The sequence below is a fragment of the Pseudomonas sp. LBUM1655 genome (assembly GCF_059716085.1).
Map to the genome: position 1 here is coordinate 5,133,950 of NZ_CP166801.1, position 23,733 is coordinate 5,157,682.

General features: G+C 59.7%; 24 protein-coding genes and 1 other RNA gene. 4 read left to right on the forward strand and 21 right to left on the reverse strand.

Features of this window, described 5'->3' with window-relative positions; translation table 11 throughout:
- The 14 genes from ACA074_RS22940 to rsmI all read right to left on the reverse strand — a co-directional run bounded on the left by ACA074_RS22940 (position 1) and on the right by rsmI (position 15,104).
- A complete protein-coding gene (locus tag ACA074_RS22940) occupies positions 1-960 on the reverse strand; it encodes a D-alanine--D-alanine ligase (protein WP_497677866.1) in 960 nt (319 codons plus the stop codon).
- Complete coding sequence (murC, locus tag ACA074_RS22945; protein WP_497677867.1) at positions 957-2,417, reverse strand: UDP-N-acetylmuramate--L-alanine ligase; 1,461 nt, start codon at positions 2,415-2,417, stop codon at positions 957-959. The genes ACA074_RS22940 and murC overlap by 4 nt, the downstream gene beginning before the upstream one ends.
- Entirely contained in the window at positions 2,410-3,480 is a 1,071-nt protein-coding gene (gene murG, locus ACA074_RS22950; RefSeq protein ID WP_187677999.1) for an undecaprenyldiphospho-muramoylpentapeptide beta-N-acetylglucosaminyltransferase, read from the reverse strand. The genes murC and murG overlap by 8 nt, the downstream gene beginning before the upstream one ends.
- Positions 3,470-4,687, reverse strand: coding sequence for a putative lipid II flippase FtsW (ftsW, locus tag ACA074_RS22955; RefSeq protein ID WP_370872556.1), 1,218 nt, complete (start codon positions 4,685-4,687; stop codon positions 3,470-3,472). The genes murG and ftsW overlap by 11 nt, the downstream gene beginning before the upstream one ends.
- A complete protein-coding gene (gene murD, locus ACA074_RS22960; protein ID WP_497677868.1) occupies positions 4,684-6,030 on the reverse strand; it encodes a UDP-N-acetylmuramoyl-L-alanine--D-glutamate ligase in 1,347 nt (448 codons plus the stop codon). Before murD ends, ftsW begins: the two co-directional genes overlap by 4 nt.
- A 5-nt stretch (positions 6,031-6,035) precedes the next feature.
- Positions 6,036-7,118 (reverse strand): phospho-N-acetylmuramoyl-pentapeptide-transferase, encoded by a 1,083-nt coding sequence (gene mraY, locus ACA074_RS22965; protein ID WP_008082775.1) that lies wholly within the window; start codon positions 7,116-7,118, stop codon positions 6,036-6,038.
- Positions 7,118-8,485 carry a UDP-N-acetylmuramoyl-tripeptide--D-alanyl-D-alanine ligase gene (locus ACA074_RS22970; RefSeq protein ID WP_497677869.1) on the reverse strand — a complete coding sequence of 456 codons (1,368 nt, stop codon included), beginning with the start codon at positions 8,483-8,485 and terminating at the stop codon, positions 7,118-7,120. The genes mraY and ACA074_RS22970 overlap by 1 nt, the downstream gene beginning before the upstream one ends.
- On the reverse strand, positions 8,478-9,941 hold the full coding sequence (locus tag ACA074_RS22975; protein WP_497677870.1) for a UDP-N-acetylmuramoyl-L-alanyl-D-glutamate--2,6-diaminopimelate ligase: 1,464 nt from the start codon (positions 9,939-9,941) through the stop codon (positions 8,478-8,480). The genes ACA074_RS22970 and ACA074_RS22975 overlap by 8 nt, the downstream gene beginning before the upstream one ends.
- Complete coding sequence (locus tag ACA074_RS22980) at positions 9,941-11,680, reverse strand: peptidoglycan D,D-transpeptidase FtsI family protein (protein WP_187678079.1); 1,740 nt, start codon at positions 11,678-11,680, stop codon at positions 9,941-9,943. The genes ACA074_RS22975 and ACA074_RS22980 overlap by 1 nt, the downstream gene beginning before the upstream one ends.
- The gene (gene ftsL, locus ACA074_RS22985) at positions 11,680-11,973 is read right to left on the reverse strand and encodes a cell division protein FtsL (RefSeq protein WP_187678004.1); all 294 of its coding nucleotides are present in this window, start codon (positions 11,971-11,973) and stop codon (positions 11,680-11,682) included. Before ftsL ends, ACA074_RS22980 begins: the two co-directional genes overlap by 1 nt.
- Complete coding sequence (gene rsmH / locus ACA074_RS22990) at positions 11,970-12,917, reverse strand: 16S rRNA (cytosine(1402)-N(4))-methyltransferase RsmH (protein WP_497677871.1); 948 nt, start codon at positions 12,915-12,917, stop codon at positions 11,970-11,972. Before rsmH ends, ftsL begins: the two co-directional genes overlap by 4 nt.
- Positions 12,914-13,369, reverse strand: a complete 456-nt coding sequence (mraZ, locus tag ACA074_RS22995) for a division/cell wall cluster transcriptional repressor MraZ (protein ID WP_042560992.1) — start codon at positions 13,367-13,369, stop codon at positions 12,914-12,916. Before mraZ ends, rsmH begins: the two co-directional genes overlap by 4 nt.
- Before the next feature lie 402 nt (positions 13,370-13,771).
- An RNA gene (gene rnpB / locus ACA074_RS23000) (RNase P RNA component class A) lies at positions 13,772-14,125 on the reverse strand.
- Positions 14,126-14,198: 73 nt separating this feature from the next.
- The gene (rsmI, locus tag ACA074_RS23005; RefSeq protein ID WP_401272099.1) at positions 14,199-15,104 is read right to left on the reverse strand and encodes a 16S rRNA (cytidine(1402)-2'-O)-methyltransferase; all 906 of its coding nucleotides are present in this window, start codon (positions 15,102-15,104) and stop codon (positions 14,199-14,201) included.
- A 177-nt stretch (positions 15,105-15,281) separates the two neighbouring features.
- Here rsmI and ACA074_RS23010 point away from each other — a divergent pair, with 177 nt between their 5' ends.
- The 4 genes from ACA074_RS23010 (at position 15,282) to ACA074_RS23025 (ending at position 18,725) form a co-directional block, all read left to right on the forward strand.
- On the forward strand, positions 15,282-17,093 hold the full coding sequence (locus ACA074_RS23010) for a penicillin-binding protein activator (RefSeq protein ID WP_497677872.1): 1,812 nt from the start codon (positions 15,282-15,284) through the stop codon (positions 17,091-17,093).
- Positions 17,093-17,455 (forward strand): YraN family protein, encoded by a 363-nt coding sequence (locus ACA074_RS23015; RefSeq protein WP_187678007.1) that lies wholly within the window; start codon positions 17,093-17,095, stop codon positions 17,453-17,455. Before ACA074_RS23010 ends, ACA074_RS23015 begins: the two co-directional genes overlap by 1 nt.
- Before the next feature lie 101 nt (positions 17,456-17,556).
- Positions 17,557-18,150 (forward strand): phosphoheptose isomerase, encoded by a 594-nt coding sequence (locus ACA074_RS23020; protein ID WP_008082788.1) that lies wholly within the window; start codon positions 17,557-17,559, stop codon positions 18,148-18,150.
- Positions 18,147-18,725, forward strand: a complete 579-nt coding sequence (locus ACA074_RS23025) for a BON domain-containing protein (RefSeq protein WP_497677873.1) — start codon at positions 18,147-18,149, stop codon at positions 18,723-18,725. The genes ACA074_RS23020 and ACA074_RS23025 overlap by 4 nt, the downstream gene beginning before the upstream one ends.
- Before the next feature lie 51 nt (positions 18,726-18,776).
- Here ACA074_RS23025 and ACA074_RS23030 read toward each other — a convergent pair whose 3' ends face one another.
- The 7 genes from ACA074_RS23030 to rplM form a co-directional block, all read right to left on the reverse strand.
- Positions 18,777-19,190: a ClpXP protease specificity-enhancing factor gene (locus ACA074_RS23030; protein WP_016985146.1), complete on the reverse strand. Its 414-nt coding sequence runs from the start codon at positions 19,188-19,190 to the stop codon at positions 18,777-18,779.
- Between the two features lie 16 nt (positions 19,191-19,206).
- Positions 19,207-19,824 carry a glutathione S-transferase N-terminal domain-containing protein gene (locus tag ACA074_RS23035; protein WP_007961620.1) on the reverse strand — a complete coding sequence of 206 codons (618 nt, stop codon included), beginning with the start codon at positions 19,822-19,824 and terminating at the stop codon, positions 19,207-19,209.
- Between the two features lie 147 nt (positions 19,825-19,971).
- Complete coding sequence (locus ACA074_RS23040) at positions 19,972-20,754, reverse strand: cytochrome c1 (RefSeq protein ID WP_187678009.1); 783 nt, start codon at positions 20,752-20,754, stop codon at positions 19,972-19,974.
- Positions 20,754-21,965, reverse strand: a complete 1,212-nt coding sequence (locus tag ACA074_RS23045; RefSeq protein WP_187678010.1) for a cytochrome b — start codon at positions 21,963-21,965, stop codon at positions 20,754-20,756. The genes ACA074_RS23040 and ACA074_RS23045 overlap by 1 nt, the downstream gene beginning before the upstream one ends.
- Complete coding sequence (gene petA, locus ACA074_RS23050) at positions 21,965-22,558, reverse strand: ubiquinol-cytochrome c reductase iron-sulfur subunit (protein ID WP_007917031.1); 594 nt, start codon at positions 22,556-22,558, stop codon at positions 21,965-21,967. The genes ACA074_RS23045 and petA overlap by 1 nt, the downstream gene beginning before the upstream one ends.
- A gap of 270 nt (positions 22,559-22,828) precedes the next feature.
- Positions 22,829-23,221: a 30S ribosomal protein S9 gene (gene rpsI, locus ACA074_RS23055; RefSeq protein ID WP_008080273.1), complete on the reverse strand. Its 393-nt coding sequence runs from the start codon at positions 23,219-23,221 to the stop codon at positions 22,829-22,831.
- Between the two features lie 14 nt (positions 23,222-23,235).
- On the reverse strand, positions 23,236-23,664 hold the full coding sequence (gene rplM / locus ACA074_RS23060; RefSeq protein ID WP_007917032.1) for a 50S ribosomal protein L13: 429 nt from the start codon (positions 23,662-23,664) through the stop codon (positions 23,236-23,238).
- Between the last annotated feature and the right edge of the window lie 69 nt (positions 23,665-23,733).

The following is a 23,733-nucleotide window of genomic DNA, read 5'->3' on the forward strand; positions in this document are numbered from 1 at the left end:
TTAACCTCTAGCGTCTTCAACACTGGCGGCCAGAATGGCCAGAACCAGTTGCTGGAAATCCAGACCGGCGGCACGGGCCGCCATCGGCACCAGACTGTGATCGGTCATGCCCGGTGCGGTGTTCACTTCCAGGAACCAGAACTGCCCGTCGGCGTCCTGCATCACGTCCGCCCTGCCCCAACCGGCGATACCCAGCGCCTCACAGGCCTTGGCCGTGAGATCCATGAGTTCCTGTTCCTTGGCGGCATCCAGCCCGCACGGAATGCGGTACTGGGTATCGTTGGCGATGTACTTGGCGTCGTAGTCGTAGAACGTGTGCGGTGTACCCAGGGCGATTGGAGGCAACACCTGGTCACGCAGGGTGGCGATGGTGAACTCCGGACCTTGAATCCATTGCTCAACCAAGACTTGCGAATCGTAGGTACTGGCCGCTTTCCATGCGTCGATCAACTCGGACGCAGAACTCACTTTGGCCATCCCGATACTTGAACCTTCATGCGCCGGTTTGACGATCAAAGGGAAGCCCAGTTCCGTCGCTGCCGAAATACAATCGGCTTCGCTGCACAGCACGGCGTGACGCGGCGTCGGAATCCCCAGGCTGTGCCAGACCTGCTTGGTGCGCAGTTTGTCCATTGCCAGTGCCGAAGCGAGGATGCCGCTGCCGGTGTACGGGATGCCCGCGCATTCGAGCAGGCCCTGCATGGAGCCGTCTTCGCCGCCGCGACCGTGGAGAATGATGAAGGCGTGGTCGATTTTCTCGCTGAGCAGACGCTGCAGAAAGTCTGCGCCGACGTCGATGCCGAACGCGTCCACGCCAGCGCTTTGCAGCGCCTCGAGCACGGCGTTACCGGATTTCAACGAAACCTCACGCTCGGCACTCAGGCCACCGAAAAGCACGGCGACACGGCCGAAGTCTTTCGGCGCGATAGTGGAGAACAGATTGGCGTAGGCAGCAGTCATTTCAACTTCCCCTCGACTGGCGCGGCCACGGCGCCAGCGAACAATTCACTTTTCAACAGTTTCGGCGCGAGACCGCCGATATCACCGGCGCCCTGGCACAGCAGGATGTCGCCGGCACGCAGCAGCGGCTTGACCAGCGGCGCCAGATCGACGCCACGCTCGATGTAGATCGGGTCGAGCTGACCGCGCTGACGGATGCTGTTGCACAGCTTGCGGCTGTCGGCGCCCGGGATCGGTTCTTCGCCGGCCGGGTAGACTTCCATCAGCAGCAGCACGTTGGCGTCGGCCAGTACATTGACGAAGTCGTCGTACAGGTCGCGAGTGCGGCTGTAACGGTGCGGCTGGTAAACCATCACCAGACGGCGCTCCGGCCAGCCACCGCGCACGGCTTTGATCACGGCGGCGACTTCGGTCGGGTGGTGACCGTAGTCGTCGACCAGCATCACGTGGCCGCCGTCCACCGGCAGTTCGCCGTAGACCTGGAAGCGTCGACCGACACCCTGGAACCCGGACAGGCCCTGAACGATGGCTTCATCACTGACGCCTTCGTCGGTGGCGATGCAGATGGTCGCCAGAGAGTTGAGCACGTTATGGTTGCCGGGCATGTTCACCGACACTTCCAGCGGCTCGCGATCAGGACGCAGTACAGTGAAGAACGTCTGCATGCCTTGCTGGCGCACGTTGATTGCGCGCACGTCGGCGTCTTCGCTGAAGCCGTAAGTCACGGTCGGACGTTTGACCAGCGGCAGGATTTCGCGCACCACTGGATCGTCCAGGCACATCACGGCCAAACCGTAGAACGGCAGGTTGTGCAGGAACTCGACGAAGGTTTTCTTCAGTTTGTTGAAGTCACCGTCGTAGGTCGCCATGTGGTCGGCGTCGATGTTGGTGACCACGGCCACCAGAGGTTGCAAATGCAGGAAGCTCGCGTCGCTTTCGTCGGCTTCGGCGATCAGGTAACGGCTGGTGCCGAGCTGGGCATTGGTGCCCGCGGCATTCAGACGACCACCGATGACGAACGTCGGATCGAGGCCACCGGCAGCGAACACCGAAGCGATCAGGCTGGTAGTGGTGGTTTTGCCGTGGGTACCGGCGACGGCGATGCCGTGGCGATAACGCATCAGCTCGGCCAGCATTTCGGCACGCGGCACCACCGGGATGCGGCGCTCCAGCGCGGTCGCGACTTCCGGGTTGGACGTGTTGACGGCGCTCGACACCACCAACACATCGGCAGCAGCGGCGTTCTCGGCGCGGTGGCCGATATAGATTTTCGCGCCGAACGATTCCAGACGCTCGGTCACCGGCGATGCTTTCAGGTCGGAACCGGACACTTCATAGCCCAGGTTCAACAACACTTCGGCAATGCCGCACATGCCCACGCCGCCGATGCCGACGAAGTGGATGCGACGGATGCGGCGCATTTCCGGTTGCGGCATGGCTTTCTGATTCTCAACCATGGGCCACCTCCAGACAGGTATCGACCACGCTACGGGTGGCATCGGGTTTCGCCAGACGGCGGGCCGCTTGGGCCATTTCTTCGAGTCGTTGCGGTTGCATCAAGACCTCTGTCAGGCGCGCGGCAAGGTCCGCGGCACCAGTCGTTCTTTGCGGCATCAGGAAGGCAGCGCCTTCACGGGCCAAATAATCGGCGTTGCGGGTCTGGTGATCGTCGATCGCGTGGGGCAAAGGCACCAGCATCGAGGGCAGACCGGCGGCAGCCAGCTCACTGATGGTCAACGCGCCTGCGCGGCACACCACCAGGTCAGCCCAGCCATAGGCCTGGGCCATGTCTTTGATGAACGGCTGCACCTGCGCGTCCACGCCGGCGGCGCGGTAGCGCTCTGCAGTCACTTCATCGTGGTTTTTGCCGGCCTGATGAAACACCTCTGGACGCAAATCGGCAGCGACTTGGGCCAGGGCTTCAGGCAGCAACTTGTTCAACGGTTCTGCGCCCAGGCTTCCGCCAAGGATCAGCAAACGCGCTTTGCGACCGGCCAGAGCAGGTCGCGATGTGTCGAGGAACAGCTCGCTGCGCACCGGGTTTCCGGTGGTACGGCGGCTGTCCGACAGAGTAAAGGTGTCGGGGAATGCTTCACACACCCGGGCGGCGAACGGCACCAGCAACCGATTGGCGGTGCCGGCGACAGCGTTCTGCTCGTGAACAATCACCGGCACACCGGCCAGTTTCGCGGCGAGGCCACCGGGGCCAGTCACATAACCACCGAAGCCAACCACACACACCGGACGCAGCCGACGAATGATCGCACGCGCCTGCCACACCGATTTGAGCAGCATGAACGGCGCCTTGAGCAGCGACAGCTTGCCCTTGCCGCGCAACCCGCTGGCGTTGATGCGATGCAGTTCCAGCCCAGCGGCCGGGACCAGTTCGTTCTCGATCCCGCGTGGCGTGCCGAGCCAGTGCACGGTGTAGCCGCGCGCCTGAAACTCGCGGGCACAGGCCAGCGCCGGGAACACGTGGCCGCCGGTTCCGCCGGCCATGATCAATACGTTAGCGCCCATGATTCGGCTCCTCGGCGAAGTCGCTCTCATGGAATTCCATCTCTTCGCTGCCCAGGTGGGTTCGACTCTCCCACTCGATCCTCAGCAACAAGCCGAGACAGGCACAGCAAATCACCAACGAACTGCCGCCGTAACTGAGGAACGGCAAGGTCAGACCTTTGGTTGGCAGCAGGCCGACGTTCACACCGATGTTGATCAGGAACTGACCGATCCACAGGAACGACAAGCCGTAAGCCACATAAGCGGCAAAAAACTGTTTGGCTTTCTCGGCCCACAAGCCGATGTACATGCCGCGAATACACACGAACACGAACAGCGCCACGGTGCACAGCGAACCGACTGCGCCGAGCTCTTCGGCCAGCACCGAGAACACGAAGTCGGTGTGTGCTTCCGGCAGGTAGAACTGCTTCTGCACGCTGTTGCCCAGACCCACGCCCAGCCACTCACCGCGACCGAACGCGATCAAGGCTTGCGACAACTGGTAACCGGCACCGAACTGGTCGGCCCACGGGTCGGCGAAGTTGGTCAGACGCGCCATCCGGTACGGCTGCATTTGAATCAGCAAGACCACGGCCCCGACCGCCAGCACCACCATCAGCGAGAAGCGGAACAAGCCGACCCCGCCGAGGAACAGCATCGCTGCCGCAGCGCCCATCATGACGACGGTGGCACCGAAGTCCGGCTCCATCAGCAACAGGCCGGCCATCGGCAGCAGCACGATGAATGGCTTGAAGAAGCCCATCCAGCTTTCGCGCACTTCTTTCTGGCGCCGCACCAGGTAACCGGCGAGGTAGATCACCACGAACACTTTGGCGATTTCGGATGGCTGAACGTTGAAGAAGCTGAAACCGATCCAGCGCATCGAACCGTTCACCTCTCGGCCAATGCCCGGGATGATCACCATCACCAGCAAGCCAAAGGCACCCAGCAGCATCAACCAGCCGAGGCGCTGCCAGGTGGCGATCGGAATCATCATGGTGACGATGCACGCGCCCAGCCCCAGCACCACATAAATAAGGTGACGGATCATGTAATACAGCGGACTGCCCGACTGCGCTGCCGCGACTTCGGTCGATGCCGAGGCGATCATGATCAGGCCCAGCCCCAACAACGCCAGGCAACCGGCAAGCATCGGGAAGTCGAGGTCGATCCCGCGCCCGGTGATGATCGGCGACGGATACGGCTTGATGATGTTGAGCAGGCTCATGCCAGTTCCTCCACGGCGCGGACGAACTGGTGACCACGGTCTTCGTAATTCTTGAACATGTCGAAACTGGCGCAGGCCGGCGACAACAGCACCACATCGCCCGATTGCGCGGCGGCGCGACATTGCTCAACGGCTTCAACCAGCGAGGTGGCGCGAATCAGTGGCACGGCATCGCCGATGGCGTCACCGATCTTGTCCGAGTCGCGGCCCATCAGGATCACGGCGCGGCAGTTGGCCGCCACCGGATCACGCAGATCATTGAACTCGGCGCCCTTGCCGTCACCGCCGGCGATCAGAATGACCTTGCCGTCGATGTCCGCACCCAAGCCTTCGATGGCCGCCAGTGCGGCACCAACGTTGGTGGCTTTGGAGTCGTTGTAATAAGCGACGCCGTCCAGATCACGCACCCACTGGCAGCGATGTTCGAGGCCGGCGAATGTGCGCAGGGCCGAAAGCATGGCGTCGAATGGCAGACCGACCGCATGGCCGAGCGCCAGCGCCGCCAAGGCGTTGGACTGGTTGTGGGCGCCACGAATTTTCAATTCGCGCACCGGCATCAGGTTCTGGAATTCGAAAGCCAGATACTTCTCGCCGTCTTCTTCACGAATACCGAATGCCTTGAAATCAGGTTTGCTCAGGCCGAAGGTCCAGCATGGCTGGCCCTCACCCATCAGCGGACGGGTCAGCGCGTCCTGACGGTTGACCACGAACTGCTTCGCGCCACGGAAGATCCGGTGCTTGGCCAAGTGATAAGCCGGCAGCCCGCTGTAGCGATCCATGTGGTCTTCGCTGATGTTCAGCACGGTCGCCACTTCGGCGTTGAGCTGGTCGGTGGTTTCCAGCTGGAAGCTCGACAGTTCCATCACGTACAGCTCGACATCGTCACTGAGCAGATCCAGCGCCGGCGTACCGAGGTTGCCGCCCACCGCCACGCGCTTGCCGGCCGCAGCCGCCATCTCGCCAACCAGCGTGGTGACGGTGCTTTTCGCGTTGGAACCGCTGATGGCCACGATCGGCGCCTGCGCGTTACGCGCGAACAGCTCGATGTCACCGGACAGTTTCACGCCACGGGCCGCGGCGGCTTGCAGGGCCGGGGTCGCCAGCGCCAGACCGGGGCTCACGTAGAGCTCGTCGGCACGGCACAGGAATTCGACGTCCAGCTCGCCACAACGCACTTCCACGTGCGGATAGTCACGCTTGAGCGTGGCCAGTTCCGGTGGATTTTCCCGCGTGTCAGCCACAGCAAACGACGTGCCTCGGTTCGCCAGGAAGCGAACCAGGGACATGCCGCTCTTGCCGAGGCCGACAACGATGCGGAAGTGGTCAGAAGCGATCAGAGACACTCGTTCTACCTCAGCTTCAGGGTGGCAAGGCCAACCAACACGAGAATCACGGTGATGATCCAGAAACGGACAATCACACGCGGCTCGGGCCAGCCCTTGAGTTCAAAGTGGTGGTGAATCGGTGCCATGCGGAACACGCGGCGACCGGTCAACTTAAAGGACGCAACCTGGATGACGACCGACAAGGTTTCCATCACGAACACGCCGCCCATGATGAACAGGACGATTTCCTGACGGACGATCACCGCGATGGTGCCCAGTGCAGCACCCAGCGCCAGTGCGCCGACGTCGCCCATGAATACTTGGGCCGGATAGGTGTTGAACCAGAGGAACCCCAGACCGGCACCGATCAATGCGCCGCAGAACACGATCAGTTCGCCCGCACCCGGCACATAAGGAATCAACAGGTATTCGGCGAATTTCACGTTACCCGACAGGTAGCAGAAAATGCCCAGGCCACCGCCGACCATCACGGTTGGCATGATCGCCAAACCGTCGAGGCCGTCGGTCAGGTTGACCGCATTGCTCGAACCGACGATCACAAAGTAGGTCAGCACGATGAAGCCCAGGCCCAGCGGAATGCTGTAGTCCTTGAGCATCGGCAGGATCAACGTGGTTTCTACCGGCGTGCTGGCGGTCATATAAAGGAAGATCGCCGCGCCGAGGCCAAACACCGACTGCCAGAAATACTTCCAGCGGCTCGGCAGGCCACGGGAGTTCTTCTCGATGACTTTGCGGTAATCGTCAACCCAACCGATGGCGCCGAACAACAAGGTCACCAGCAGTACGGTCCAGACATAACGGTTGCTCAGGTCAGCCCAGAGCAAGGTGCTGACGCCGATGGAAGACAGAATCAGTGCGCCGCCCATGGTCGGAGTACCCGACTTGGACAGGTGCGATTGCGGGCCGTCGTTACGAACGGATTGACCGATCTGACGGTTCTGCAAAGTGCGGATCATCCACGGGCCATAGCACAGCGACAAAACCAGCGCGGTCAGCACACCGAGAATCCCGCGCAGGGTCAGGTACTGAAAGACCGCGAAGCCTTTGTAGAACTGTTGCAGATACTCCGCTAGCAGCAGCAGCATTAATGTTTCTCCAGACTGGACCCGCACAGAGCCGCAACGATGTTTTCCATCGCTGCACTGCGCGAACCCTTGATCAAAATGGTGGTGTTTGTGTCCTGCTCGGCGTCGAGGGCCTGGATCAGTTCGGCTTGCGTGCCGAAGTGATGCGCCTGTTCACCGAAAGCGTTTACGGCGTGAACCATGTTCGGCCCAACGGCATAAAGCGCGGAAACCTTGCCCCGGGCGTATTCGCCCACGTCGCGGTGCCCCTGCTCCGCCCAATCGCCCAACTCGCCGATATCTCCGAGCACCAGGACGGTGCGGCCGGAAAAGCCGGCGAGTATATCAACGGCCGCGCACATTGAGGTGGGGTTTGCGTTGTAAGTGTCATCGATCACGCGCATGCCGTTTTTCGCCAGTTGCGCGACGGTGCGGCCCTTGACCGGTTGCACCGCGCCAAGCCCGGTGGCGATGCCGAACAGCGACACGCCCAACGCATGTGCGGCAGCAGCAGCGGCCATCGAATTGGCGACGTTATGGGTGCCGAGCAGATTCAGTTGAACGCGCTCCGAACCTTCAGGCGTGTGCAGATTGAACGCCGGGCAACCCCGGGCATCGGTGCTCAGGTCGCTGGCGTAGAAGTCAGCTTGCGAATTGCTCAGGGCGAAGGTCAGCACTTTGCGACCGGCAGCGCGGGTCTTCCAGATACCGAAGGCCTTGTCGTCGAGATTCAGCACGGCGATGCCATCAGCCGCCAGACCTTCGATGATTTCACCTTTGGCTTCGACGATTTTTTCCGGGCCGCCGAACTCACCGACGTGAGCGGTGCCGGCATTGTTGAGGATCGCCACATGCGGCTTGGTCAGCCCGACGGTGTAGGCGATTTCACCCAGACGCGAAGCGCCCAGTTCGATCACGGCCGAGGTGTGTTCCGCGGCCAGTTCGATCAGGGTCAGCGGTACGCCGAGGTCATTGTTCAGATTGCCACGGGTCGCCAGCACCGGGCCGCGCGTGCGAAGGATGCTTGCGAGCATTTCCTTGACCGTGGTCTTGCCACTGGAGCCGGTCACGGCAGCCACTGGCTGAGTGAAGGCGGCGCGGTTCAAGGCACCCAATTGGCCCAAGGCCTGACGGGTATCCTTGACCAACAGCTGCGGCAACGTGCTGTCGGCGACTTCACGCTCGACCAGCGCTGCTACGGCGCCTTTGGCGGCGACGTCGTTCAGATAATCGTGACCATCGAAACGCGGGCCGGTCAGGGCAATAAACAGTTGGCCAGGCTTGATCGCGCGGCTGTCGATGCTCACACCGTCGAAACTGGCATCGGCGCTGATCAGGCGTGCGTCGAGCGCGTTGGTCAATTCACTGAGTTTCAGGGCTTTAAGCATGGGCCACCTCCCAAGCGGTCAAGGCGTGATCGGCCTCGACCAGATCAGAGAAGGCATGGCGCTCGCCGTTGATTTCCTGATAGTCCTCGTGACCTTTGCCAGCCAGCACAATCACGTCATCGGCCGAAGCAGCGGCAATCAATTGCGCGATGGCCTGACCACGGCCAGCCACGAACGTGACTTTATCCACAGCAGTAAAACCGGCACGGATGTCATCGAAAATCACTGCCGGGTCTTCGGTGCGCGGATTGTCATCGGTGACCAGCACTTGATCGGCCAGACGCTCGACCACTTCGGCCATCAACGGACGCTTGCCACGATCACGATCACCGCCACAGCCGAACAGGCACAGCAACTGACCTTTGACGTGCGGACGCAATGCCGTGAGAACTTTTTCCAGCGCATCCGGGGTGTGGGCGTAATCAACCACCACCAGCGGCTGAGTGCCGCCGCCAAGACGCTGCATGCGTCCGGCCGGGCCTTCGAGCTTCGGCAACACTTTGAGAATTTCGTCGAGTGCGTAATCCAGGCCGAGCAAAGCACCGACCGCAGCCAGTACGTTGCTCAGGTTGAAACGACCGAGCAAGGTGCTGCGCAGATGATGTTCGCCCTGCGGCGTCACCAGCGTGGCGCGTACGCCGTGGTCGTCGAACTGCGCTTCGCGACAGAACAGATAAGCGCTGCTGTCGAGCAGGCTATAGGTGATCAAGCGCGACTCACGTTTTTCAGCAGTCAGTTGCCGGCCGAAATCGTCGTCGAGGTTGACCACGCGGCACTTCAGATCATTCCAGGCAAACAGCCGGGCCTTGGCCTCGGCGTAAGCCTCCATGGTGCCGTGATAATCGAGGTGATCGCGGGACAGGTTGGTCATCACTGCCACGTCGAACGCCAGCGCAGTCACCCGGCCTTGATCCAGACCATGGGACGAGACTTCCATGGCCACGGCTTTCGCGCCGGCCTTTTTCAGGTCGCCCAAAGTCGCTTGCACGGCAATCGGGTTCGGCGTGGTGTGCAGACCGCTTTCCAATGCGCCATAGAAGCCGGAACCGAGGGTGCCGACAATGCCGCAATGCTGGCCGAGCAGATCCAATGCCTGCGCGACCAGTTGGGTCACGCTGGTTTTACCGTTGGTGCCGGTGACGCCGATCAAGTTCAGATGACGGCTTGGTTCGCCGTAAAAACGCCCGGCGATATCTGACAACTGCGCCGCGAGCCCCTTGACCGGAATCAACGGGACGTCAGTGATAGGCAGGACGGTGGCGCCCTCCACTTCATAGGCCACAGCGGCAGCGCCGCGCGCCAGTGCATCGGCAATGTGCGCACGGCCATCGAATTTGCCGCCCGGCACCGCGAGGAACAAATCACCCGCGCGCACGTTACGGCTGTCCAGCGCCAATTCACGGATCAACAGATCGTGGCCGGCGTGGGGGAATATTTTGTTCAGACTTAATGACATCAGCCGCGCCCTCCATTGGCTTTCAGCGGAATAACCGGGGTGGCGTTGGCCTGTTGCGTGGTCGGCAGGTTGTCCGGAGTCACGTTCATCAGACGCAGGGTGCCGGACATCACACGGCTGAAAACCGGCGCCGATACCAGGCCACCGAAGTAACCGGCCTTGGACGGTTCATCGATCACTACAACAATGGCGTAACGCGGATCGCTCATCGGGCCGAAACCGGCGAACAGCGAACGGTAAGAGTTTTCGGCGTAGCCCTTGGTGCCGACCGAGGTCTTGCGCGCAGTACCCGACTTGCCGGCCACGTGATACGCCGGCACCTGCGCACGGAATACGCCGCGTGGGGCTTCAATCACTTGGGTCAACATGCCCTGCATGGTTTTCGCGACAGCTTCAGGGAGCACCTGAGTGGTCTGCGGCGGCTTGTCGGTTTTGATCAGAGTGAGCGGCGCGAGGCGACCGTTGTTCGCCAGTGCCGAGAACGCGTGAACCAGCTGAATCGCGGTCACGGAAATACCGTAGCCGTAAGACAGCGTCGCGGTTTCAGCCTTGCGCCAATCGCGGTAATTCGGCAGGTTGCCGACACGTTCGCCCGGGAAGCCGAGGCCGGTGTCCTGGCCCAGACCGACTTTCTGCGCGAGACGGTAAATGGTTTCACCGCCAATATCGAACGCGACCTTACTCATGCCGACGTTACTGGAATTGATCAGGATGCCGGTCATGTCCAGCACCGGGCCTTCGCTCTTGGAAACGTCCTTGATCGTGTACTTGCCGATCTGCAGAGTGCCCGGATACACCTCGACGGTGTCGGTCGGTTTCCAGCGGCCGGACTCGATGGCAGCACTCATCGAGATGGCTTTCATGGTCGAACCCGGTTCGAACACGTCGATCATCGCGCGGTTACGCATCATTGCCGGCTGCAGGTTGCGGCGGTTGTTCGGGTTGTAGGTCGGCTGGTTGACCATGGCCAGAATTTCGCCGGTCTTCACGTCCATGATCACCAGGCTGCCGGCCTTGGCGCCGTTCTCGATGATCGCGTTACGCAGTTCGCGGTTGGCCAGATATTGCAGACGCAGGTCAATGGACAACGCCAAGGGCTTTCCGGCCTTGGCGTTTTTGGTGACCTGGACATCCTTGATCAGCCGTCCGCGCCGATCCTTGATGACCTGCCGCTTGCCGGGTACACCGGCGAGCCATTCGTCATAAGCCAGTTCGACACCTTCGCGACCGTGATCATCGATGTCGGTAAAGCCGACCATGTGCGCCGTGACTTCACCGGCCGGATAGAACCGGCGGAACTCTTCGATGCCGTAGACGCCCGGCACTTTAAGGTCGAGCACAGACTGGCCCTGCTCGGGGGTCAACCCGCGCACCAGATAAATGAATTCTTTGTTGGCTTGCGCTTCGAGGCGCTCGGTCAGGGCTTTCGGGTCCTGACCCAACGCGGCGGCCAGTGCCGGCCACTTCTCTTTGGCGGTCTGCATTTCCTTGGCATTGGCCCACAGCGTGGTCACCGGGGTACTCACGGCCAACGGCTCGCCGTTACGGTCGGTGATCAGACCACGGTGAGCAGGAATCGGGATGTGACGAAGACTGCGCGCGTCGCCCTGGCCTTTGAGGAAGTCACGGTCAACCACTTGCAGGTCGATGATGCGCCAGCAGATCGCCGCAACCATCACGCCGAGCAACGCCACCATCAGACGGAAGCGCCAAGGGAAGAGTGCGCCTTCGAGTTTCATCATGGCGCCACCATCTTCACGTCAGCCGCGCCCGGGATGTGCATCTTCAATTGTTCGGTGGCCAGCACTTCGATCCGGCTGTGCGCGGTCCAGGTGCTTTGCTCAAGAATCAGCCGGCCCCACTCGGCCTGCGCCTTGTCGCGCACGCTGAGTTCGTTGTAAAGGTTGTTGAGCAACTGGCGGTTCCAGTGCGCGCTGTAAGACACGCCGATGGCCGACACGAGCACGCCGACAAACAGCAGCAGCATGAAAAAGCTGCCGCCGGGCAGTGGCTTGGCGAAAAGCTTGCTCACCGCAACTTCTCCGCGACGCGCATGACGGCGCTACGGGAACGTGGGTTGGCTTTGAGTTCGGCGTCGGAGGCCGTCTGCGCTTTGCCATGGACTTTGATTTTCGGTTCGAACGCTACGTGGCGAACCGGCAGGTTGCGCGGCAGGTTGTCGGCTTCGCCTTTCACCAGCTTGCGCATGAACAGTTTGACGATGCGGTCTTCCAGCGAGTGGAAGCTGATCACGACCAGGCGGCCGCCGACTTCCAGGGCGTCCAGCGCGGCTTCGAGGCCGGCTTCCAGATCGCCCAGCTCGTTGTTGACGTGAATACGCAAACCCTGGAACGCACGGGTAGCCGGGTTCTTGCCCTTTTCCCACGCCGGGTTGGCAACCTTGAGTACTTCGGCCAGATCGGCGGTGCGCTCGAAGGGCTTGATATCGCGACGCTCGGCGACGGCGCGAGCCATGCGACCGGAGAAACGCTCTTCGCCGTATTCCTTGAACACACGGGCGATTTCCTCAGCCGGCGCGTTGTTAACGAACTCGGCAGCGCTGATGCCACGGGACGGATCCATGCGCATGTCGAGCGGGCCGTCGTTGAGGAAACTGAAGCCGCGTTCAGCGTCGTCGAGCTGCGGCGAAGACACGCCCAGGTCGAGCAGGATGCCGCTGACCTTGCCGGCCAGACCACGTTCGGCGACGACCGAACCGAGCTCGGCAAAGCTGCGCTGCACAACGACAAAGCGGCCGTCTTCGGCCGCTAGCGTTTGCCCGGTGGCAATCGCTTGTGGATCCTTGTCGAATCCGATGAGTCGCCCGTCAGTCCCGAGCTGGCTGAGGATCAACCGACTGTGCCCGCCGCGCCCGAACGTACCGTCCAGATAGCAGCCATCAGGACGTACGGCGAGAGCCTCGACGGCTTCGTCAAGCAGTACGGTGATGTGGTTAAAGCCGCTATCAATAGTCACAGGATCAAATCACGCAGTTCATCAGGCATCGCGCCCGGTTGTTGAATGGCAGCAAGGTCAGCGGCAGATACCGCGTTCCATGCATCCTCGTCCCACAATTGGAACTTGTTCAGTTGGCCCACCAGCATCGCTTTCTTATCAAGCTTGGCGTATTCGCGCAGACGCGGTGGAACCAGAAAACGACCACTGCCATCGAGTTCGAGGTCGACGGCATTACCAATCAGTAAACGTTGCAGGCGACGGTTCTCTTCGCGAAGCGAAGGGAGTGCGCGCAACTTGGTTTCAATAATTTCCCACTCGTCGAGCGGATAGACACACAGACACGGATCAACGGCATCAATGGTGACGATCAATTGGCCGGAACTGCGCGAATCGAGCTCGTCACGGTACCGGCTCGGCATAGCGAGACGGCCCTTTGCATCGAGACTGATAGCGTTAGCTCCGCGAAACACGTCTGCGTTTCTCCAATTTTTATCGTTTTGAGCTCAAAAAACCCACTTCATGCCACTTTCCGCCACTTGCGCACACTATAGGAATGCGCCCACCACACCGTCAAGGCGCGGATTAAAGGAAAACCCTTACAGAACGGAGATTTAGGAGCATAAAAGGAGGCACAACGAGAATCTGGCGGAGACTTTTGACCCATAACTTGATGCAGCACTGAAAGCTGCGCTCGAAAGTTAAAGTAATTTGTTAAGAGTAAGATTTTTTCGGTATTACGAAGGCGCTTCTGCTGTTGATTGAAGCAGGGTGGGAAATGGCTATTACTGCATTTGCCGCTGCCGAACTTTCAGTGCGGGCCTGCTGATAATACACAGCCCCGATAACACTGATTCAAGCAGGGAAAGAAAAAGGTGGAGAGTCGATCTGTAAGCCGGGTTCTGTCTTGAACAGTCATTCGTCTACGATGGCCATCACTGGACATCTTTAGCAACCTACCCGGTCCCAGCGCGGGCCACGCCTTGGGACCCTATTTGGTCTTGCTCCAAGTGGGGTTTACCTAGCCACGAACTGTTGCCAGACGTGCGGTGCGCTCTTACCGCACCTTTTCACCCTTACCGTCGCCGAAGCGCTTAGGCGGTTATTTTCTGTGGCACTTTCCGTAGGCTCACGCCTCCCAGGCATTACCTGGCACTTCGCCCTATGGAGCCCGGACTTTCCTCCCCCCCCTAATTTTCATAGAGGGCAGCGACTGTCCGATCGACTCTCCGCCGCGAAGGTTAACGGCAGAGCGGCCGAAGAACAAGCGCTAAAAGCCCCAAGACCGCTATGGGCGACGGCTTACACGTCTTTCTGTTTGTCCAGCGCGACCTGATACAGCACGTTTTTGCGCTCACCGGTGATCTGCGCTGCCAACGCAGCGGCACGCTTGAGCGGCATCTCTTCGAGCAACAGATTGAGGACGCGCATCGACTCGCTGCTGACGGCGTCTTCAGACTCCGGCGCTGTCCAGCCTGCAACCAACACCACGCACTCGCCGCGCTGCTGATTGCTGTCGGACTCGACGAACGCGCGCAATTCAGCCAGGGGCAGTCCTTTGAGGGTTTCGAAGGTTTTGGTTATCTCACGAGCCAGCAATGCCTGGCGCTCGCCACCGAACACCGCCTCCATATCCTGCAGACATTCAAGAATGCGATGCGGGGCCTCGTAGAAAATCAGCGTGCGCGGCTCTTCCTTAACCGCTTCCAGGCGCGCCTTGCGCCCAACCGACTTGGCCGGCAGAAAACCTTCGAAGATGAATCGGTCGGATGGCAGGCCAGCCGCCGACAATGCCGCGATCAAGGCGCAAGCGCCGGGCACCGGCACCACATTGATTCCCGCAGCACGGGCCTGACGCACCAGGTGATAGCCCGGATCGGAAATCAGCGGCGTGCCGGCATCGGAAATCAGCGCAACGTTGTCGCCCGCCAGCAAACGAGTAATAAAGCGGCTACCTTCATCTCGTTCGTTATGTTCGTGGCAAGCGGCCAACGGCGTGGAGATACCGAAGTGCTGCATCAGTCGCTGCGAGTGACGCGTGTCCTCGGCAGCAATCAATGCCACTTCGCGGAGAATTTTCAGTGCCCGGGCGCTGATGTCGTCCAGGTTGCCGATGGGCGTCGCCACCACATAAAGCGAGCCAGCAGCGGAATTCAAAGGACCTGGAGCAGTCAAAGCGCACACCTCATGATCGGTAAAAGCCGGCATTGTAACGCGTCACGAGGCTTGCGATGCGCTCTGCCCGCACACGGTTTTGCGCGCAGATGTGCGGCTCCGCAACATTTACTCCAGCTAAATTGACTGTTTCACGCCACTAACATCGCGCCCCGGCCAGTGCTTGGGTACAATTCCACGCTAATTTGATCGAGTATCAGGAACACTTACATGATCGCTTGCCTGCGGCTGTTCACTGCCCTCTGCCTCGCTGCCCTTTTGGCGGCCTGCGCCAGCTCCCCTTCCTCCAGCCTTGGCGAACTTCCACGGACTCCGGATGCCAGCATCGAGCAACTGCTCGAACAGGCCACCCAGGCTAAAACCCCGGAAAAAGCCGCCCTGCTGCGCCTGAGCGCAGCGGATCTGGCTTATCGTCAGGGCAATGCCGGACAGTCCGCGCAAATCCTGCAACAAGTGCCCGTTGAACAGCTAAAGCCGGGGCAGCAGATTTTTGCTAACACGTTGGCCGCCGAACTGGCCATGACCCGCAATCAGCCGAAAGCCGCGCTGACCGCACTGAGCCACCCGAGCCTGCAAAAGCTGGGTGAGATGCCGGAAGAGCAGCAGGTGCGCACCGGCACCGTTCATGCCCGCGCCCTCGAAGCCGATGGCCAGACATTGGCCGCCGCCCGCGAGCGCATCTTCATTGCGCCGATGCTGCAAGGCGAAGCCGCGAGCAAGAACCACGAAGCAATCTGGACACTGATTGCTTCGCTGCCGACCGACCAATTGCAACCAAACAACACCGATGACCTCGGTGGCTGGATGGCTCTGGCGCAGGCGGTTAAAACCGCTGGCACCCTGGAGCAGCAGGAGGCCGCTATCGACACCTGGCGCGCACAGAATCCAAAGCACCCAGCAGCGATCAACCTGCCACTGCCGCTGACCAAGCTCAAGGAACTGGCCAGCCAGCCCCTGAGCAAAATCGCCCTGCTGCTGCCGCAAGACGGCCAACTGGCATCGGTCGGCAAAGCATTGCGTGAAGGTTTCATGGCCGCGCACTACCAGGCTCAACAGGCCGGGCAGAAGCCGCCAGCCATCGAGTTCTACGACAGCTCGAAACTGACCTCGATGGACGAGTTCTACCGCAAGGCTCAGGCAGACGGCGTGCAATTGGTCGTTGGCCCGCTGGAAAAACCACTGGTCAAACAACTGAGCACCCGCCCGCAACTACCAATCACCACCCTGGCGCTGAACTACAGCGAAGGCGATCAAGGCCCGGCGCAACTGTTCCAGTTTGGTCTGGCCGCTGAAGACGAAGCCCGCGAAGTCTCCCGTCGCGCCCGCGCCGACGGCCTGCACCGCGCCGCAATCATGGTGCCCAAAGGCGAATGGGGTGACCGCGTGCTGCGTGCGTTCAGCCAGGACTGGCAAGCCAATGGCGGCAGCATCGTTGCCACAGAGCGTGTTGATCAGCCGGTGCAACTCGCCCAGCAGATCGCCGACATGTTCCAGCTGCGCCAGAGCGAAGCCCGCGCCAAGAGCCTGCAGAATGCGGCTGGCACCAACGTCGCCGCACAGCCTTCGCGTCGTCAGGACATTGAGTTCATCTTCCTTGCTGCCACTCCACAGCAAGCGCAGCAGATCAAGCCGACCCTGAACTTCCAGTACGCTGGTGATGTTCCGGTTTACGCGACCTCCCACGTGTACAGCGCCAGCGGCGATGTGAACCAGTACAACGACATGAACGGCATTCGCTTCTGCGAAACCCCATGGCTACTGGAAGCCAACGATCCGCTGCGCCAGCAAGTCACCGCACAGTGGCCACAAGCCGCCGGAAGCCTCGGCCGCCTGTATGCCATGGGCGTCGACGCCTATCGTCTGGCACCGCGTTTGGGCCAACTCAAAGCCCTGCCGGACAGCCGCATCGAAGGGCAGTCGGGCAGCCTCGGCATGACTCAGACTCAGCGTGTTGTGCGTCAGTTGCCTTGGGCGCAGTTTGTCAGCGGTCAGATTCAACGTCTGCCGGACACCGCGCGCTAATGCCCGACAGGTCACGCTCGCAAAGCGGTAAAGATGCCGAGCGCCATGCGCTCGAGCATCTGCAGAAACAGGGGCTGCGACTGTTGGCGCAGAACTGGTTATGCAAACGCGGCGAGCTTGATCTGGTCATGCTTGATGGCGATACAGTAGTATTCGTTGAAGTTCGCTACAGAAAAAACACTCAATGGGGTGGCGCGCTCGCTAGCATCGATGGGCGCAAGCAGCAGAAACTGATTTTCGCTGCGCAGTATTTTCTTCAGCGCGAGACGCGCTGGGCCAATTCCCCCTGCCGCTTCGACGTGGTGGCCATCGACAGCCATCCGAGTCAGCTGAACTGGTTGCAGAATGCTTTCGACAGTTGATCTGCATCCAACCCGGACTTTTTCATCCGACACATTTTGCTCTTTGCTTTGCGGGCTGCACATTTACGTGCCGGACAGCCGCGCTACTTAAGGTCACACAGATGGACATGCAATCCCGAATTCGCCAGCTTTTCCAGGCCAGTATCGACACCAAGCAACAGGCGATGGACGTACTTGCACCGCACATCGAGCAAGCCAGCCAGATCATGGTCAACGCCCTGCTCAACGAAGGCAAAATGCTTTCGTGCGGCAACGGCGGCTCCGCCGGCGATGCGCAGCACTTTTCCTCGGAGTTACTCAACCGCTTCGAGCGCGAGCGCCCGAGCCTGCCAGCCATCGCCCTGACCACCGACACATCGACGATCACCTCGATCGCCAACGACTACAGCTACAACGAAGTGTTCTCCAAACAGATCCGTGCGCTCGGTCAGCCAGGCGATGTCTTGCTGGCTATTTCGACCAGCGGTAACTCGGCGAACATTATTCAAGCGATCCAGGCCGCACATGATCGCGAAATGATTGTCGTAGCTTTGACCGGACGCGATGGCGGCGGCATGGCGTCGCTGCTGTTGCCCGAGGACGTCGAGATTCGCGTACCGGCCAACGTCACTGCACGTATTCAAGAAGTCCACTTGCTGGCGATCCATTGCCTCTGCGATCTGATCGACAGCCAACTGTTCGGGAGTGAAGAATGACCCCTAATCGCCTTGGCCTTCTGGCCTTGACCCTGTGCCTCGGCATCAGCGGCTGCACCTCGGTGGTGAACGCCAGCCGTGAAGCACCGATCGAAGACGACCGCGGCACCCGTACCTTCGGCAGCAAGATCGACGATTCGCTGATCGAAACCAAAGTAGGCGTGAACATCGCCAAGGCCGATCCGGCGCTGGACAACGACTCGCACATCGTCGCCACCAGCTTCAACGGCGTAGTGCTGCTGGCGGGTCAAACGCCGCGCGAAGGCCTCAAGGCCAAGGCCGAACAGGCCGCCGCCAATGTGCAGCGCGTGAAGAAGGTGCACAACGAACTGCAAGTACTGCAGCCCTCCTCCTTGCTGGCTCGCCAGAACGACGCGTGGCTGACCACCAAGATCAAGACACAGATGCTCACCGACGCCAGTATTCCGGGCTCGCGCATCAAGGTTGTGACCGAGAACGGCATCGTCTACCTGCTGGGCCTGCTGACCAAACAGGAAGCCACCCAGGCGACCAATCTGGTCCAGGGTGTTTCCGGCGTGCAGAAGATCGTGAAGCTGTTCGAATACATCGACTGATAGCTGAAACGCGCACACAAAAAAGGCGATCCATCCGGATCGCCTTTTTTATTACTTCACCACTTTCAAACTTGGCCGGCCGCTAGGGCGCGGTGGCTCGCTGTCCGGTGGCGGCAAGTCGTCATCCGGCTCGATGTCGTCTTCGTCATCCATCGGCGACTCGATATCGAACACCATGCCCTGCCCGTTCTCCCGGGCGTAGATGCCCAGGATTGCGCTGATCGGCACGTACAGACTGTGCGGGACACCACCGAAGCGACCTTCGAAGGTCACTACGTCGTTGTCCATGTGCAGATGCCGCACAGCGCTGGGCGAGATGTTCAGGACAATCTGCCCGTCACTGGCGAAACCCTGCGGCACCTGCACCGCTGGGTACTCGGAGTTGACCAGCATGTGCGGGGTGCAATCGTTATCCACAATCCACTCGTAGAGCGCGCGGACCAGATAAGGTCGACTGGAGTTCATAGCGGCTCCTTAAGCCTTAGCGCATATCGCGTTCGACACCAGACAGACTCGCCTGGAAAGCCTCACGCGCAAACTGGCGCTCCATATAATCAAGCAGCGGCTTGGCTGGCCGCGGCAGTTCAATACCCAGAATCGGCAAACGCCAGAGTATTGGCAATAGGCAGCAATCCACCAGACTTTGTTCCTCACTGAGGAAAAACGGCTTGTCGGCAAACAGCGGCGACACGCCAGTCAGGCTTTCTCGCAATTCCTTACGCGCCACGACACGCGCGGCCTCCTTGGACTTGGGATCAAGTATCAGATCCACCAGACCACACCAGTCACGCTGAATACGGTGAATCAGCAGACGACTGTTGGCACGCGCCACCGGATAAACCGGCATCAATGGCGGGTGCGGGTAACGCTCATCCAGATATTCCATCACCACGGTCGACTCCCACAACGCCAGGTCACGATCGACCAGCGTGGGCAGGCTTCCGTAAGGGTTCACCTCAATCAGTTTAGGCGGCTGGCGACCAGCTTCCACATAAATGATCTCGGCGCTGACACCCTTCTCTGCAAGTACGATACGCACCCGGTGGGAATAGTGGTCGGCGGGGTCGGAGTAACAGGCCAACCGATTGGTCACGCCCATGGCGATCCTCCTCGCTTGTTGAAATTATCGGAACCGGAAAAACGCGCGCGCCCAGAGGGCGCCTCCGGCAAAGCCTGGCTGACCAGGCGTTGCGCTATCGGAGACGCCCTTGGGCGCGCGCGATTAACAGCAATGCTTTGAAGCGTATCAGTGCACGTCTTTCCAGTATTCACGCTTGAGCAGATAGGCGAACACAAAGAAGAACGCCAGGTACAGCAAAACGTAAGTACCGATGCGCTGATGTTGCAGCTTAACCGGGTTAGCCGAGTAAGCCAGGAAGGTTACCAGATTCTTGACCTTCTCATCGAACTGCTCTTCGTTCAGAGCACCGGACTTCGGCACGATGGTCAACTGATCGCACGCTTCATGGGTCAAAGGCGTACCGGTCAGCGGATCATATTGCTTCTTGCCGTCCTCGACGATCTGCACCTGCTTGCAACCCACGACCTGACGACCCTGCAGGCCGACCAGCACGTTAGGCATGCCGACGTTCGGGAAGACCTTGTTGTTCACGCCCCAAGGACGTGCAGGATCTTCGTAGAACGACTTCAGGTAACCGTAGAGCCAGTCAGTGCCACGCACGCGAGCCACCAGAGTCAGATCCGGCGGCGCAGCACCGAACCAGGTCTTGGCGTCCGCCGGCTGCATGCCGATGTTCATGTGATCGCCGATCTTGGCACCCGTGAACACCAGCTTCTCCAGCATCAGTTCGTGAGGCACGCCGAGGTCATCAGCCACGCGCTCGTAACGCTGGAACTTGGCACTGTGGCACCCCATGCAATAGTTGGCAAAGGTACGTGCGCCATCCTGCAGGGCAGCCTTGTCGGAAACGTCGATGTCGACTTTTTCCAGTTCCGGACCGCCAGATTCAGCGGCGAAAGACAGGACAGGCAAAGCAGCAAAAAGCAGAGCAAAAAATAACTTTTTCATCAGCCAGTCACCCTTTCCGGAACCGGTTTGGTCTTCTCGAGCCTGGTGTAGAACGGCATCAGAATGAAGTAGGCGAAGTACAAGAAGGTGCAGACCTGCGACAGCAAGGTTCGCCCCGGTGTCGGAGACAGAACGCCCAGAATGCCCAGAATCACGAACGAAATGCAGAACACCAACAGCCAGATTTTGCTCATCCAGCCTTTATAGCGCATCGACTTGACGGGACTGCGATCGAGCCATGGCAGGACAAATAGCACGGCGATGGCCGCGCCCATGGCGATAACACCCATGAGCTTGTCCGGAATTGCCCGCAGGATCGCGTAGAACGGTGTGAAGTACCAGACCGGCGCAATGTGCTCTGGCGTCTTGAACGGGTTAGCCGGTTCGAAGTTTGGCTTTTCGAGGAAGTAGCCGCCCATTTCCGGGAAGAAGAACACGATAAAGCAGAAGATGAACAGGAACACCACTACGCCGACAATATCCTTCACGGTGTAGTAAGGGTGGAAGGCAATGCCGTCCAGCGGGATGCCGTTTTCGTCTTTGTGCTTCTTGATGTCGACGCCGTCAGGGTTGTTCGAACCCACTTCGTGCAGCGCCAGAATGTGCAACACCACCAGACCGAGAATCACGATTGGCAGGGCCACCACGTGCAAGGCGAAGAAGCGGTTCAGGGTGATCCCGGAGATCAGATAGTCACCACGGATCCACTGGGTCAGGTCGTTACCGATGACCGGAATCGCACCGAATAGCGAGATGATCACCTGCGCACCCCAGTAGGACATCTGCCCCCAAGGCAGCAGATAACCCATGAAGGCCTCCGCCATCAGCGCCAGGTAGATCAGCATGCCGAACACCCAGACCAGTTCACGCGGTTTCTGATACGAACCGTAGAGCAGGCCACGGAACATGTGCAGATAGACCACGATGAAAAACGCCGAGGCACCAGTGGAGTGAAGCAGGCGCAGGATCGAGCCGTACTCGACGTCACGCATGATGTATTCGACGGAAGCAAACGCTTCTTCTGCCGACGGCGTGTAACTCATCGTCAGCCAGACACCGGTGACGATCTGGTTGACCAGAACGAGCAGCGCCAGCGAGCCGAAGAAATAGAAGAAGTTGAAGTTTTTTGGAGCGTAATACTTGCTGAGATGGTCTTCCCACATTTTGGTGGCAGGGAAGCGCGCATCAACCCAATCCATGAACTTGCTCATCACGCTTTCTCCGTATCGACGCCAATGACAATGAGGTCATCGGTCTCATAGGAATGCGGGGGAACTGGCAGGTTCAAAGGCGCAGGTTGCGACTTGTAGACGCGGCCAGCCAGATCGTAGTGAGAACCGTGGCAAGGGCAGAAATAACCGCCTACCCAGTCTTTACCCAGATCCGCAGGTGCCACTTCGGGACGGAAGGTCGGTGAGCAACCCAAGTGTGTGCAGATCCCGATCAGCAGCAGAATTTCCGGCTTGATCGATCGCACTTCAGGGTCGACATAGGTGGGTTGCGTGGAGTTTTTGGAGGTTGGATCAGAGAGCTGGCCCTCGATCTTCTTGAGATTCCCCAGGATTTCCTCAGTACGGCGGACAATGAACACCGGCTGGCCGCGCCACTCAGCAATCATCTGCTGTCCTGGCTCGATTTTGCTGACATTCACTTTCACCGGTGCACCTGCGGCTTTTGCCTTGGCACTGGGAAACCATGACCCCACGAACGGGACCGCAGCCCCCACCGCTCCTGCAGCACCCACCACGGATGTGGCTGCTACCAAGAAGCGACGCCGGCCTGCATTCACGCCGTCATTGCTCATTCAGTCCTCTCCCATCAGCTTTGTGGCCTGTTAAATCAGGCATCTACTAAATAAATCAATGTAACTTATAAAAATTTTGCCGAGATGGTAATGAAAAGCCCCAATTCTGACAAGGGAATTACCCGGAGCTCTCACCCTCAAGCCTTGCAGTATAGGGGGTCTACGGAAGTGGCAGGTTGTCGCAGCGCAATTCTTTTGATAAATCGCAGGCATAAAAAAACGCCCGGTTCCGTGAGGAATCGGGCGTTCTTTTTGAACGTGGAAGCGGAATTAACGCTTCGAGTACTGCGGACGCTTACGCGCTTTACGCAGACCAACTTTCTTACGTTCAACTTCACGGGCGTCGCGAGTAACGAAGCCAGCTTTGCGCAGAGCGCCACGCAGGGTTTCGTCGTAGTCCATCAGAGCGCGAGTGATGCCGTGGCGGATTGCGCCAGCTTGACCACTTACACCACCGCCGATCACGGTGACGTAGATGTCGAACTTCTCGACAGTCTCAGTCAGCTCCAGCGGCTGACGAACTACCATGCGGGCAGTTTCGCGGCCGAAGAAGTTTTCCAGCGAACGGTTGTTGATGGAGATATTACCAGTACCCGGACGCAGGAAAACGCGTGCGGTTGCGGTCTTGCGACGGCCAGTGCCGTAATTTTGAGTCGCCGACATAATGTACTATTCCGTTAAAACTTCAGTTCTTGGGGCTGCTGAGCAGTATGTGGGTGTGCAGCGCCCGCATAGACTTTCAGCTTACGGTACATGTCGCGACCCAGTGGGTTTTTAGGCAGCATGCCTTTAACCGCGGTCTCGATCACGCGCTCAGGGGCTTTAGCGATCAGCTTTTCAAAGTTGATCGACTTGATGCCGCCCGGGAAACCGGAGTGGGAGTAGTACATTTTGTCAGTGGTTTTAGCGCCGGTAACACGGATCTGCTCGGCGTTGATTACGACGATGTAGTCGCCGGTGTCAACGTGAGGAGTGTACTCAGGCTTGTGCTTGCCACGCAGACGGCTCGCGATTTCGGTGGCCAGACGACCCAGGGTCTGACCAGCAGCGTCGACGACAAACCAGTCGCGCTTTACTGTTTCCGGTTTAGCAGTAAAAGTTTTCATTCTTTATAGCCTCAGGGGCCGCCCTGTAAATTAGACGGCGGATCTTACTGAATAGTGCGTACTTTGACA